This window comes from Streptococcus sp. k-402, from assembly GCF_013277515.1.
In the GTDB taxonomy this organism is placed as follows: Bacteria; Bacillota; Bacilli; order Lactobacillales; family Streptococcaceae; genus Streptococcus.
The window spans coordinates 1-15,165 of sequence record NZ_VMNB01000010.1 but is presented as its reverse complement, the minus strand read 5'-3'; the positions used below and the strand labels follow the sequence as shown (position 1 = coordinate 15,165).

The window sequence follows — 15,165 nt, the reverse complement described above, 5'->3', positions numbered from 1 at the left end:
AGGCAACTTAGATGGAGCACCAACAACTACAGGAGAGTTAGAAAAAGCAACATCAACAGATGCAGAAACTACAAAAACTACTAATGCGAAGTACTATAACGGAAGTGAAGCACAAAAAGCAGCTTATGATAAAGCTGTAGAAGATGGAAAGAAAGTCCTAGCAAAAGCAAATGTGACACAAGCAGAAGTAGATGCAGCTAAACAAGCAATTGACACAGCCAAAGGCAACTTAGATGGAGCAGCGACAGACAAAGCACAACTAACGAATAATAATGACGTATTAAATGAGTTAATCTCAGAAGATCCAACAAACGGGAAAACTAAAGCAACAATTGACGAATATAAAAAAGTAAAAGAAGAATCAGAAAAACTTTTAAAAGAAATAAAAAAAGTTATCGATAATAAAAATGCTTCACAAATTGAAGTTAACAAAGCTTTAGAAATGGTGATTAAGGCAAAAGATTCTTTAGAAAATGCGAAAAAATCATTGTTAGATGCTGTAGAAGCTAGGGAAGTAGTTGAAACGATAGCAAATGAAAAAATTGCTAGCATTAAAGCAGATAAAAAACTTTCTGTTCAAGAAAAAGAAAAAGCAATTGACAGAGTTGAGAGATTAAAGGAAAAAGCATTAGAGGAAATCGATAAGTCTAAAAAACAAACAGAAATCGATAAAGCTTTACGTACATTCCTATACCAAATGGATCAAGATTCATTAGTTTATGAACGACCATCTTTTGACCTTGGAGCATTCATTCAATCATCTATTACTGGAGTAGTAACAGTTGAACGTGGAAAAGCGATTCGTCAAGCTGATGTTATTGCTAAACTAAACTTACCAGAGAATGTTACGGTCATTAGCATAGATTTACCGGATACAAATACATTAGGGGACAAGTTTGCTAAAGTAACTTTAAGATTAGCAGATGGAAAAGAAATAACTGTAAAAGTACCGGTTAGAGTTGTTGCTTCACAAAGTGGGGAGTCTAAACCAGAAACTTCTCTTCCAGATTATGGCAGAAATAACGGATCAACTAACACTGACGCAAAAGTGGATAAAGCGAAGTTAGAAGGTGCTATTCGTCAATTAGATGAACTAATCATCCGAGAATCAGCTAAACTTGATGCAGAAACTGCAAAAGAAGCGAATGCATTATCAGCAGATGCTAAGAAAGTATTTGCTAATGCAGACACAAGTCAAGCAGAAGTGGATGCAATGATTAAACGTATCGAAGACTTCATGGCGAAAGTTGCTCTATCAACTGATCATGCAACTCCAACTAACGACCAAGCTGTTCAAACACCAGCTGTAGCTCCAGCTACAACTCAAGCAAATACACGTAAAGTGGCTAAAGAATTGCCAAATACAGGTACAGTAGATTCTGTAGTATCTATGGTAGTAGCGGCCGCAAGTGCCTTACTTGGTCTTGGTCTTGCAGGCCGTCGTCGTAAAGAAGACGAAGAAGCTTAATTGGTAGATTGTTTGATAAACATCAGATGATAATACTCAATGAAAATCAAATAGCAAACTAGGAAGCTAGCCACAGGCTGCTCAAAACAGTATTTTGAGGTTGTGGATAGAACTGACGAAGTCAGTAACATATACCTACGGCAAGGCGAAGCTGACGTGGTTTGAAGAGATTTTCGAAGAGTATAAGTCCGATTTTCAAAGCTTAAACAAGTACCTCTCATAAGAATTCTCCTAGTAGGAAGGCGCTACAATCAAAGAAATCCTCTGATATCTTCTTTTAGACATATGATCTATCCCTTTAATGAGTGACCGTATTCTCGATAAAAATAAGTACTGAATCCAGTTTCATCAATATAAACAGGCGCTAAGCGCTTTCAACTCTTGTATAAATGTAAGAAAAAATCAAAATTAAACCGCATTTTTGCTTGACAATTATTCCTTTTACGTGTAGAATAAAATAGATATTGAACTTGAAGGGAGTGAAAAAAATGTCTAAAACAGTAGTACGTAAGAATGAATCTCTTGACGACGCACTTCGTCGTTTCAAACGTGCGGTTACTAAAGCTGGTACTCTTCAAGAAACACGCAAACGTGAATTCTATGAAAAACCTTCTGTAAAACGTAAACGTAAATCAGAAGCAGCTCGTAAACGTAAAAAATTCTAATTAGAAATGAAAGGCTAGAGAAATCTAGTCCTTTTTCTTTTAAATAAATACTCCAAAACCTGCAAAAATCTGAAATATCCTCCTACAATTTGATATAATAGTAAAAAGAACTCGATTGAGGGAGGAAATGATGTCGGTTTTAGTAAAAGAAGTGATTGAAAAGCTTAGACTAGACATTGTCTATGGCGAACCAGAATTGCTTGAAAAGGAAATCAATATAGCGGATATTACGCGACCCGGTCTTGAAATGACAGGTTATTTTGACTACTACACGCCAGAGCGGATTCAACTTTTGGGGATGAAGGAGTGGTCATATCTGATTGGCATGCCTTCTAACAGCCGTTATGAAGTTTTGAAAAAAATGTTTCTACCTGAGACACCTGCGGTCATTGTTGCCCGTGGTTTGGTGGTTCCAGAGGAGATGTTAAAGGCAGCCAGAGAATGTAAGATTGCCATTTTAACCAGCCGTACGGCTACTAGTCGTTTATCTGGAGAGTTATCTAGTTATCTGGATTCTCGTTTGGCAGAACGGACCAGTGTGCACGGTGTCTTGATGGATATCTATGGGATGGGTGTCTTGATTCAGGGCGATAGTGGAATCGGTAAGAGTGAGACAGGTCTTGAGCTTGTCAAACGTGGTCACCGTTTGGTAGCCGATGACCGTGTCGATATCTTTGCCAAGGATGAGATTACTCTCTGGGGTGAACCAGCTGAAATTTTGAAACACTTGATTGAAATTCGTGGGGTTGGGATTATCGATGTCATGAGTCTCTACGGTGCCAGTGCTGTCAAGGATTCTTCACAGGTTCAGCTTGCTGTTTACTTGGAAAATTACGATACGCATAAGACCTTTGATCGACTTGGAAACAATGCAGAGGAATTAGAAATTTCTGGCGTAGCCATTCCTCGTATCCGTATCCCAGTTAAAACAGGTCGTAATATTTCTGTCGTGATTGAGGCAGCTGCCATGAATTATCGTGCCAAGGAAATGGGCTTTGATGCGACCCGTTTGTTCGAAGAACGGCTGACAAATCTCATCGCTCGAAATGAGGTGCCTAATGCTTGATCCAATTGCTATTCAACTAGGCCCTCTAGCCATTCGTTGGTATGCCTTGTGTATTGTGACAGGCTTGATTCTTGCGGTTTATTTGACCATGAAAGAAGCGCCTAGAAAGAAGATCATACCAGACGATATTTTAGATTTTATCTTGATAGCCTTTCCCTTGGCTATTTTAGGAGCTCGTCTCTACTATGTCATTTTCCGTTTGGATTATTATAGTCAGAATTTGGGAGAGATTTTTGCCATTTGGAATGGTGGTTTGGCCATTTATGGTGGTTTGATAACTGGGGCTATTGTGCTCTATATCTTTGCTGATCGCAAACTCATCAATACTTGGGATTTTCTAGATATTGCAGCACCTAGCGTCATGATTGCCCAAAGTTTGGGGCGCTGGGGTAATTTCTTTAACCAAGAAGCCTATGGTGCAGCAGTGGATAATCTGGATTATCTACCTGGCTTTATCCGTGACCAGATGTATATTGAGGGGAGCTACCGTCAACCGACTTTCCTTTATGAGTCTCTATGGAATCTGCTTGGCTTTGCCTTGATTTTGATATTCAGAAGAAAATGGAAGAGTCTCAGACGAGGTCATATCACTGCTTTTTACTTGATTTGGTATGGTTTCGGTCGTATGGTCATCGAAGGCATGCGAACAGATAGTCTCATGTTCTTTGGACTTCGAGTGTCTCAATGGCTATCAGTTGTCCTTATCGGACTGGGTATTTTTATCATTCTATATCAAAATCGAAAGAAGGCCCCTTACTACGTTACAGAGGAGGAAAACTAAATGTTAGAAGTTGCATATATTCTTGTAGCCCTTGCTTTGATTGTCTTTTTGGTCTATCTAATCATTACTGTACAAAAGCTTGGACGTGTGATTGATGAAACAGAAAAGACTATTAAAACCTTGACTTCAGATGTGGATGTGACCTTGCATCATACCAATGAGTTGCTGGCTAAGGTCAATGTCTTGGCAGATGATATCAATGTCAAGATGGCAACGATTGATCCACTCTTCACTGCAGTTGCCGACTTATCTGTATCCGTATCAGATCTCAATGGTCAAGCGCGTGTCTTGAGCAAGAAAGCTTCATCAGCTGGTTCAAAAACACTCAAGACTGGGGCAAGTTTGTCAGCTCTTCGTCTTGCAAGTAAATTTTTCAAAAAATAAAAAAGGAGAATCCTTATGGGTAAATTATCCTCTATCCTTTTAGGAACCGTTTCAGGTGCAGCTCTTGCCTTGTTTTTAACAAGCGATAAGGGCAAACAAATTTGCAGTCAGGCTCAAGATTTTCTAGATGATTTGAGAGAAGATCCTGAGTATGCCAAGGAGCAGGTCTGTGAAAAACTGACAGAAGTTAAGGAGCAGGCTACAGATTTTGTTCTGAAAACCAAAGAACAGGTTGAGTCAGGTGAAATCATTGTGGACAGTGTACTTGCTCAAGCTAAATCCTATGCTTTTCAAGCGACAGAAGCATCAAAAGATCGATTTAATAATCTCAAGGAGCAATGGCAAGAAAAGGCCGAAACTCTTGATGAATCAGAAGAGATTGTGATTGACATAACAGAAGAATAAAAGAAATAGTAACTATTCTAGGTCCTATAAACTCTCTAGTGGATTATACCTCTAGAGAGCTTATAGGTTTTTTTATGTGGATAAAACCTTAAATAAAAAGAAATTTAATGATTTTTGAAAGTAGATAAGTATAATCTACTTTTTTGTGAATAGAGTTGCTTTTAAAAAATATCAACATATTCACAATGTTATACTTAAATATACAATATTTCTCGAATTTTAAAGAATATAAGGCAAAATATTTGATTAAGTATGTAGAAAATAGTATAATTGAGCTGTGATAGCTGTGATAGCTGTGATAGCTGTGATGTTATTTGCTAATAGCAATCATCATAGTGATTTTTGTAGCTTAACTCTTTTTAAGGAGTTGAAGTTATAAAGATTGCTTTTTTATTATATTTTCCTTAGGAGGAGAAATGGAACACAAATCGAATTCATATAAAGTAAATCGACAGCAACGTGAAAAGGTACTGCGCTATTCGATTCGTAAATATAGCTTTGGTGCGGCTTCAGTAGCTGTTGCGGCATTGATGTTTTTGGGTGCGCGCGTTGCGAGTGCGGATAGTCTAGTTGAAAACACTTCACACTCTACTGCAGGTGTAGTGAACCCTGAAAATAAGGTCGAGCCACCTGTGGGCGTTACGGAACCTACTGAAAACAAAGTAGAAGTTGCACAGAATCCTTCAGAAAAGGAAATGGCAACTAATAGTGAAAACATTGTTAAAGTAGTTGATAAAGCGAAATTAAGAAAAGTAGTTGAAGAGTTAAATACTACTCTTTCATCGAAATCAGATCTTGACAACTCAGTTCTTTCTCCGATTAAGGACAGAGTTCAAAAAGGGCAAGCCCTACTAGATAGTGATACTGCAGCGCAGAAGGATGTAGATGAACTATTTTCCCTTTTAGAAAGTGATTTAACTGCTTTATCAAATGCTACTAAAGAATCAAGCAAGGTTCAAGAAAACGCAACTGAGAATAATACTGAAATCAAAGATAATAAAGCTACTTCTGAACTAAGTGAAGATGATAAAACTATTTCAGATAAGAAAGAATCGCTAAAATTATCTGCTGAGCAATTACAAGCAGCAGTTCTTGAGCTCCCTGAACATGAATCAACTAAAGAAGTACTTGGAAAAGCAAATGAAGTTCTCTCACTTGCTCAAGGATTATTGACAAATACTAGGGTAACATCTAATGAACTTGAGGATTTGAATAATCGTGTTAAAAGAACGTTTAATTCTGTCAAAATAGCGACTTTGCGTCTAACTTCAGGTAAGAATGACCCACGTAATGGAGAGAAGATTGAGAAGGGGACAAATGTAAGAGCAGCTTCAATTTCTTCAAGATGGACCAATAAAGATAATCTATTAACCTATCAACGTTTCTATGGAACTGATGGATCTGGAAATCCTAGGAATGGCGACAGACAATTCGTAGAGAATAAGGTGGATATGACAGCTCGAATTCAGACGATTGGTGGGCAGAAATATGTAGTTTACGATGTTTTCTTTAATAATGATGGTCGAAACATAGCTGATGCTGGTTTGCGACAGATATATAGAGTATTGTTGCAACCTAAAATATTAGATTTAGCCGGTAGTGGTGCATATAATGGTGATACCATAAAAGAGTTATCCTTTGAAATCTATCGTAGAAACAATCCAAATGAAGGTGGAACTCTCTCACAAAATCCAGAAAAATTTCATCATGAAAGAACGCTGTATTACAACTTTCTAGATACTAGTGAGCGAACTCAGCATGGATTTACCTATTTAAACAGTCTAGGTGTCCGTGCAGGACGTCCTCATGCTGAAGATATGAAGGATGTCTTTAAGGGGAATAACGCACAACCTATTTTAGAAAAGGCTGTAAAATTAGAAGGAAATCACAGCAGGTGGAGTTATGGAATAGGATTGAGAACTAACGATAAAACAGCTGCTGTACATATGCATTTTCAAGCAAAATTAAGATCAGGTGTAACGGATGAAGAAGTTAGACAAGCATTTACTGTAGCTGTTGCAACCAATTATGCTCCGACAGCGCATCAATCCTATGCTTTCGTGTCAGGGAAAGAACCTACGGAAAATGTAGAACCGACTGTTAAACAAAATTCTCAATATCCTATTATCGGTAAAGAAGTGACAAAAAAAGTTGGAGATTCTCTTGGAAATTTAAATAATCCAGTAGAAAGTGGTTTTGTAACGGGTAATAATGGAAGTAAAAACTTTCCTAACACCACGTCTTGGAGTTGGCCAGATGGAAAACCAAGTACTGGTACAGCAGGAGTATTCAAGCGTCAAGTAAAAGCTACCTACAGCGACAATACTTCAAATACTACTACTGCTACATTAAAGGTTATTCCACGTAAACCTGCTATTGATCAAAGCTCTGTAAATGAAAAAGCAGGGAAGGCTGGGCAAACGGTTACTGTAAATGTAGGTAATGGAGTGCCTAAGGATTCTATAGTGACCTTATATAGTGGTGGTACGGTTATTGGAACTGGGAAGACTAATGGAACAACTGCTACAATTACGGTATCAAAAGCATTGCCGTCTACAGCCATTACAGCTGAAACAGTTGTGAATAATAGTGGAACAGTAACTTCTGAACGTAGTAATCCTGTAACACCAACTCCTGAACGTGACAGAGTGGCTCCAACTGTAAAAATTGTTGATAAGACAAGCAATAACACAGAAACAGTGTTAACAGATAATGTCTCAAATGCTCCAATTATTGATGTTTATCGCGGTGCAAATATTGAGTTACCTTTAAAATATTACGATAACAATGCGGCTGGTAAAGTAAACATTCAGTATGTTTCTGGACTTCCTAGTGGTGTTTCGTTCAATCAAAATGCTTCTGCAACCATTAAAGAATCAGGTAAAACTGAAAATGCTCAAGGAAGTTATACCGTTCGTGGTCGTGTTGGCGCTAATGCACCATTAGGTATTTCTACAGTTGCATTAAAAGTATCGGATGCGGCAAACGGAGATGTAAATCAAGGGAATAAAAAAGAAGTGAAATTCCGTGTTCGTGTGTTAGATCTTGACTTTGAACAAGGTGTTTCTGAACAAACAGGCGCTGCTAAAATTTCTAGAGAAGTGGAATTAAACCGACCAGTAGGGGATCCAAATAATTATTTAACAGTAAATGATGGGTCACAAAGAAATGATAGATTATTCCCAAGTGGTATGACATTCCGCTATATCAGAGGTACAGAGTATAAGACAAACTTAACGTATACTGATCCTGGTAAATATACTGTAAAAGCAGCTGCCTTCTATCCAACAACATATGTACCAACAAATGGTGAATCAGTTACTGCAACAAATGCAACGGGCGATAAGGTAGATGAAATTCGTGGACGTGCTTATATTGCTAGAGATATTGAATTCCGAGTAAAACCAACAGCACCAACAGTAACTCCAGAAAACAATGGGGATGTTACAGTAACACCAGTTAGTGAAAACAATGTAAATACATTTAATTTCACATATAATGAACCTAATAATTCTTCAAGAAAAATTACAGCAACAAAAACAAACGATGGATGGACATTAAGTAATGCTCCGGCTGACGGTGTAACGATTGATAAAACTACAGGGAAAGTAACTATCAAAGATAGAGCGATAAAAGACTCTGTTCCTGTTACGGCTAAATCTGAAACAAATGACCATGTAGAAAGTGATCCATCGACAGTAAATTCAAAAGTAGGGGATAATGAGCCACCTAAATTCAAGTTTACTCCTAATGGAAAAGAAACAAGAGTTGAAACAGGAGGAGAGCAAGTAGCATATATCACTCCTACTGAAGATACAAATTTAAAGATTGGTACAGTAACAGATAACTCTGGTAAATTATCTGAGGTGAAATTCGCAGATAAGTCTAATAGAGTGTTTGGTATTCAAGGGTTAGGTTCGGGTATTACTTATAATGAAGTAGCTAAAACAAATAATGGAGATGTGGATGCTCCAAGAGATATTGTTGTTTCAGGAAAACTTCCAGAACGTAATGGAAATGCAACTTGGACAGATGATGTTGTAATTACACGATTTGTTGTGGCAAAAGATGCAGCACTTAAAGAAATGAGAGATCAAACTGAAAATGTTTCAAATCCGACTCGCATCAAATTCAAAGTTCTAACTCAAGCAACGAAATATGATCCACATGTTGGTGATCAAGTAATTAATAAAGATATTACTGCTCCAGGTGCAAGAGTTACTCCAACAGAATTTGAAGCTATTAAATCAAATATTACCTTCACTTCAGATCGTGGTGATGTAAAAATCAGTAACGGTGCTAATAATAGAACTGCTGGTTTAAATATCACGATGAAAGACAATGGTGCAATTCAGAAAGATGAAACAAATGGTTCATACTATGTAAATGCTAAAATTGAATATCCAGACGGCTCAAGAGAAGATATTAGAATCCCGGTTGCGAAGTCAGATACAACAGCGCCAAAAGTAACGATTAATGGTAAAGAATTATCAGAGACAGCAACGGATTATTCATATGTAGTATTCAAAGAATCCACATTTAATCCAACCTTTAAAGTAAGTGATGATAAAAATAAAGTCACAAATATAAGCGTAACGGGTCTTCCAAGTGGTATGAAGTTTGAAAAATCAGGGAGCTGGTCTAAAGATGGTGCTGATGTACAAGTAGAAGGAAATAATATCACTGCAACAAATAATGCTCAATTAGGAGATCATGAAGCAAGTATTGTTGTAAAAGATGCACTAAACAATGAGAAAACTTATAAATTCAAATATAAAGTTGTAGATGTTGCAATTAGAGAAACACCAAAAACAGTCCCATTAAATACTCAATTAGAAGATTCTCATAATTATGTGAAAGTAGTAGATGCTCCAAATGCCGATGGTAATGATAAATATTATCCAGCTGGTATGTCGTTTAAATGGAAGAAGGGAACTGAAGAGGTTGCTAATGAAACTAGATTGAGCAGACCAGGAATCGTTTCTGAATATAAACCAGAAGTGAAGTTTAAATCTGGGGCTGGTTACTATACAACAACAATTGATGGAAACCAAGTTAAGGTCTACACACCTGCTACCATCGAAAGAGACCAAACATTCCATGTTAAACCAACAGCACCAACAATTACTCCTTTGGAAAAAGGTGATGTAACAGTAACACCGGTAAGTGAAGAAAATGTTAATAGATTAAACTTTACTTATAAACATCCAAATGGTCAAACGACGATTACAGTTACAGCAACTAAAACTGGAAATAGATGGTCATTGACAAGTGGAGCACCTGCAGACGGTGTAACGATTGACCCTGAGACTGGTGTTGTTACAATCAAGGACCGTGCTATTAAGGACGCAACTGAAATAACAGCTAAATCTGTGACAACAGATAGCGTAGATAGTGATACAACAACAGCAAATTCTAAAGCTGGGGATAAAGAACCACCGAAATTTGAATTTACTCCGAATAATGTAGAAACAAAAGTAGAAACCAACGGAGATCAAGTTGTTTATGTAACGCCAACAGAAGATACAAATCTAACGATTGGTAGGGTAACCGACGATTCTAATAAATTGACTGAAGTTAGAATAGCATTAGGTCAGACATTCAATATAGGTTTGGGTGAAGGCTTATCTTATAATGAGGCTGTTCGTAAAAGTAATGTTGAATTAGATGCTCCAAGAGATGTTACAATTTCAGGTAATTTAGGAGATTATAAAACTGGGACTACAAAGTGGACAGATAATGATGAAGTAACACGTTATGTTGTAGCTAAAGATGCTGCAACAAATGAGATGAATAATCAAACTAACGATGTTACAAATAAAACTCGCATCAAATTTAAAGTTCTAACTCAAGCAACTAAATATGATCCACAAGTTTCAACTCAGCCAATTAATGTAGATGTTACTGCACCAGGTGCGAAAATTAGTCAATCAGATTTCGATTCAATGAAATCAAATCTGACATTTACATCTACACGTGGAACTGTAAAGATCAGTAATAATACAACTGGTTTAAGTCTTGCTATGAAAGAAGATGGTGCGATTAAGCCGAAAGATAATGGTACTTACTATGTTGGTGCAACTATCACATATCCTGACCACTCAACAGAAGATATTGAAATTCCTGTAACGAAAGTAGATGCGAATGAGCCAATCGCAACAATGGATGGTATGTTGTTAACAAAAGATGAAAACACTACTGCAAACTTCGTAGTGTTCAGAGGTTCAACATTTAACCCAACATTCAATGTAAGAGATGACAGAAACGATATTAAGACGATTAACGTAACAAAACTTCCAAATGGAACAAGTATTGAGAAAAATGGTCCTTGGACAAGTGGAACAAACGTTAAGATTACAGAAGCAGCTAACACATCTACATCAACAGCTGATTTAGGAGAACGTGTTGGGGAAGTAACGATTACTGACGCTACAGGAAACACTGGTACTTATAAATATAAATATAAAGTAGTAGATGTTGAAGTTAGAAATAGTCCAGAAACAGTTGAGTTAGGAACGAAACTAGTTGATGCAGCGAATGCAAACAACGGTAAAGACTCTCATAATTATGTGAAGTTAGTTTCTGCAATAGATGGCACAAAGCAAGATGTGGATGATAAATATTACCCAGCAGGAATGCACTTCAAATGGAGTAAGAATCAAACAGAAGTAACAGCTACTACTGAGTTTAACAAACCAGGTGTAGTGAATGATTACAAGGCATTAGTGAAATTCCCAAGAGGTGCAGGATACTATACAACCAATATAGACGGTAAAGCAGTTAAAGTTTATACACCTGCTAGCATTGAAAAAGAGGTTACATTCCATGTAGCACCTCCAAAACCAACGTTTAATCAGGATGCAGTATCATCAACAACACGTAAGATTAGCGGTACGTTAGGTGGATTCACATTAGATAATAATAATGATAGAGTTGTAGAAGTACACTTAAATGATAAAGACAATACAGTTTTATCAAGCAAAGATGGGCAAGTAACCATTAATGGAGATACTTGGACAGCGACATTACCTGATGACAAGAACCTTCGTCAAAGCGAAAATAAAAACGGAGAAACAGTTCAACCAGCAGCGATTACAGTAGTAAACAAAGTTGGAAATACAGATGTTTCTAAAACGAGTGAACCTAAAGTAGTCAAAATGGGTAATTACTCACCTTCTGCTACAATTGCTGGAAGCAAGCATATTGATGTAACAGTACCGCATGATGCAAAACGAATCGAGTTACGATTCCATAATAATTCAGATACAGATAATGAACCGAATAGCATTGTTCTTGTACGTAATGAAAATGGTGGAGATTGGCAAGTAGATCCTACAACGCCAGCTGGAGTTACAAATGCAAATAACTTTGTACAAGGAATTACAAATAGTATAAATGAAGCCAATAAAGCTGAAAACAAAGTAAGCATTGCCCTAAAAGAATCAGATAATAATAAAAAACTTCTTATTAAAGAAGAGGTTGCTTCTGGAGACAATACAGATAACTATACTAGCGGATTAGGATTACGAGTAGATTACAAACCTGAAACTGGACAAAATGCAACACCAGCAGGAAATTGGAAAGTAATTTCAGTATCAAATGATGCTCCAGTAGTAACGTTGAAAGATGCAGCAGTAGGAACACAAGAAAATCCTAAAGTTTATGCTGCAGGAACAGTATTAACAGCAGACAAACTAAAAGAATTAGTAACGGTATCTGATACTGAAGATGATCGTACTACGGATAAACCATTCGGAACAGGTACTGTTAATGTTACTGGACTTCCAGCAAATCCAACAGCAGGAGTATACGCTGTAACGCTTCAACCTGTTGATAGCCAAGGAAAAGCAGGAAACCAAGTAACTGTACATGTAGTTGTAAAAGAAGAAAAACCAGCAGCTCCAAGTATTTCTCAATGGCAAAATGGAAATGTGAAAGTAACGCCACCAACAGATGGGGATAAAGTAACAATTCCATTAACAGATGGAATTGTAACACTAGTGAAGAAAGATTCTGGATGGGAACTTGAAACACCGAAAGAAGGCCTAGTATTCCATAATGGTTCATTAGAAATTCCTAAAAAATTAGTAGGAACTAGTGTGACTGCCAAAGCAACAAAAGGTACGGGTGGTTCAGCTGTAGATTCTGATGATGCGACATATACACCAACACCTCACAAAGTAACAACTGTTGATGTTATTAAAGAAGTAGATTCACCATTAACAAATTCTGATTTATCAGGAAAAACAGGGGTTACTGGAGTAGTAGATGGAACTGAAACGAAAGATTTCACAGCAGCTAAGATTACAAGTGTAGTGGAAAATTCTGAATTACCGAAAGTAACTCCAGATAGTAAACATACAATTCCAGTGACAATTACTTATGAAGATGGTTCAACAGAAACAACAGATGTAATTGTTAAAGTGAAACCGCAAGCTCCAATAGTGACACCAAAAGAAAATGGAACTGTAGAAATTACACCGATATTAACTGGAGAAGGAACTACAACTATCACATATACAGGTGAAGATAACACGCCACAAACAGTAACAGTAACAAAAGCTGGAGATGGAACTTGGACAAGTTCTGATCCGAAAATTACTGTTGATGCAAATGGTAAAGTGACTATTCCTGCGGATAAAGTAAAAGATGGTTCACCAGTTACAGCAAAAGTAACAAGTAAGACAACAGACTTAACAAGTCAATCATCTACAGAAACTGCTGGAAAACCATTAACAGTCGAAGTAGGAACACCGGTAGATGCGATTGAAAATAAAGCATATACAAGTGATAAAGTGGTAACACCTAATAAAGACAATAGCACAATTACTCCAACTCCTAAGAATGGACTAACTGTAACTCCTGATGGTAAAGTTACTGGAACGCCAGATGTTAAAGACTGGGGAGAAATCGAAGAACATCGTACTGTAACGATTAAAGTAACTGTAACTCATGAAGGTGACACACCAGTTGAAAAAGACGTTGTAGTCAATGTATTAAGAGATACTGATGGAGATGGAACACCAGATAAAGATGATTTAGACGATGACAATGATGGTATTCCAGATGATCAAGATAAAAATCCAAAAGTAGCAGATGAACTAACAGGAAATGTGACACCACCAGCTCCTGTAAGAGAAAAAGCTGAAGTTCCACCGGTTACAGTTGTAACAACAAATAAACCAGGTGCTACAATTACAACAGAAAATCCACCAGTAAATGGATTATCAGTTAACGGAAATGGTGAGTTAACAGGAACTACAACAGTAGATAACTGGGACAAAGATGAAGAAGAACGTCAAATTAACATTCCTGTTAAAATTACAAAAGAAAAAGATGGAAAAACTGGAAAAGAAACTGAGGAAATTAAGGTAGAAGTTCCAGTAACGATTCTGAGAGATACAGATGGAGATGGAACTCCAGATAAAGAAGATGCAGATGATGATAACGATGGAATTCCAGATGAGGAAGAGAAGAAAAACGGAACAGATCCAAAAGTTCCTACGACTCAAACTCCAAGTATAGGAATTACTCGTAAAGAAAATGGTGATGCAATTGTAACACCAACGAAACCAGGAGGAGGAACATATCCACCAGGAACGAAGGTAGTTATTCCAGGTGATAATAATACAACAATTGAGGTAGAGATTGGAAATGACGGTTCAGGAACAGTTCCAAACGATAAACTTCCAAAAACTGATAAATCAGGAACAGGAACAGTAACAGAACCGAATAAAGCACCATCTAATCCAGTTGATGTAACGACGCCAGCCCGTAAGACACCGACAGTAGAGTTACAACAAGATCCAGATACAGGAGAAGTAACAGTAACGCCTAAGAAACCAGATGGGTCAATATACCCACCAGGAACGATAGTTGAAATTCCAGGAAAAGATGGAAATCCAATTAGAGTAGAAATTGGACAAAATGGTAAGGGGACAGTTCCAAATAAAGACTTACCAGACAGTAATATCTCAGGTCCAGGAGCAATCACTGAGCCTGGTACAGATAAACCTGTTGAAAATGTGACTGTTGAAACACCAGCTCGTTTAACACCGGCAATAGTATTAGATCAAGATCCAAATACAGGAGATGTAACAGTAACACCTAAGAAACCAGATGGAACAACATATCCACCAGGAACTACGGTAGAAATTCCAGGTAAGAATGGCACACCAATTGTGGTAACAACAGGACCAGATGGAAAAGTAATTATTCCGAATAAAGACTTACCAGATGGGGAAATTCCAGGAACAGGTAAAATTACACCGCCAGGAAAACCTTCTGTTGAAGTAAACGTAAAAACACCTAAGAAATTAGATCCAAATGCACCTCAAACAGAACAACCAGGTGAAATTGAAATTACAAGAAAACCAAATGGAGATGCAGTAGTAAC

At 37.3% G+C, this 15,165-nt stretch carries 6 protein-coding genes and 1 pseudogene; all 7 read left to right on the top strand.

What is annotated here, in order from left to right; genetic code table 11:
* The coding region (locus HT724_RS10295) for a DUF1542 domain-containing protein (RefSeq protein ID WP_240156733.1) at positions 1–1,468 on the top strand (1,468 nt) is incomplete at its 5' end.
* Positions 1,469–1,956: 488 nt separating this feature from the next.
* On the top strand, positions 1,957–2,133 hold the full coding sequence (gene rpsU, locus HT724_RS07335) for a 30S ribosomal protein S21 (RefSeq protein WP_000048054.1): 177 nt from the start codon (positions 1,957–1,959) through the stop codon (positions 2,131–2,133).
* 130 nt (positions 2,134–2,263) lie between these two features.
* Positions 2,264–3,199: an HPr(Ser) kinase/phosphatase gene (gene hprK, locus HT724_RS07330; RefSeq protein ID WP_173276799.1), complete on the top strand. Its 936-nt coding sequence runs from the start codon at positions 2,264–2,266 to the stop codon at positions 3,197–3,199.
* Positions 3,192–3,980, top strand: coding sequence for a prolipoprotein diacylglyceryl transferase (gene lgt, locus HT724_RS07325; RefSeq protein ID WP_173276798.1), 789 nt, complete (start codon positions 3,192–3,194; stop codon positions 3,978–3,980). Before hprK ends, lgt begins: the two co-directional genes overlap by 8 nt.
* Positions 3,981–4,407, top strand: a pseudogene (locus HT724_RS07320) (DUF948 domain-containing protein).
* The gene (locus tag HT724_RS07315) at positions 4,380–4,769 is read left to right on the top strand and encodes a YtxH domain-containing protein (RefSeq protein WP_173276796.1); all 390 of its coding nucleotides are present in this window, start codon (positions 4,380–4,382) and stop codon (positions 4,767–4,769) included. The pseudogene HT724_RS07320 and the gene HT724_RS07315 overlap by 28 nt, the downstream one beginning before the upstream one ends.
* A 416-nt stretch (positions 4,770–5,185) precedes the next feature.
* A partial coding sequence (locus HT724_RS07310; protein WP_173293571.1) for a YSIRK-type signal peptide-containing protein occupies positions 5,186–15,165 on the top strand: 9,980 nt, incomplete at its 3' end.

Bases quoted from the DNA above. Each gene is read 5' to 3' on its own strand.
- rpsU (WP_000048054.1), top strand. From the start codon at position 1,957: ATGTCTAAAACAGTAGTACGTAAGAATGAATCTCTTGACGACGCACTT.
- hprK (WP_173276799.1), top strand. From the start codon at position 2,264: ATGTCGGTTTTAGTAAAAGAAGTGATTGAAAAGCTTAGACTAGACATT.
- lgt (WP_173276798.1), top strand. From the start codon at position 3,192: ATGCTTGATCCAATTGCTATTCAACTAGGCCCTCTAGCCATTCGTTGG.
- HT724_RS07315 (WP_173276796.1), top strand. From the start codon at position 4,380: ATGGGTAAATTATCCTCTATCCTTTTAGGAACCGTTTCAGGTGCAGCT.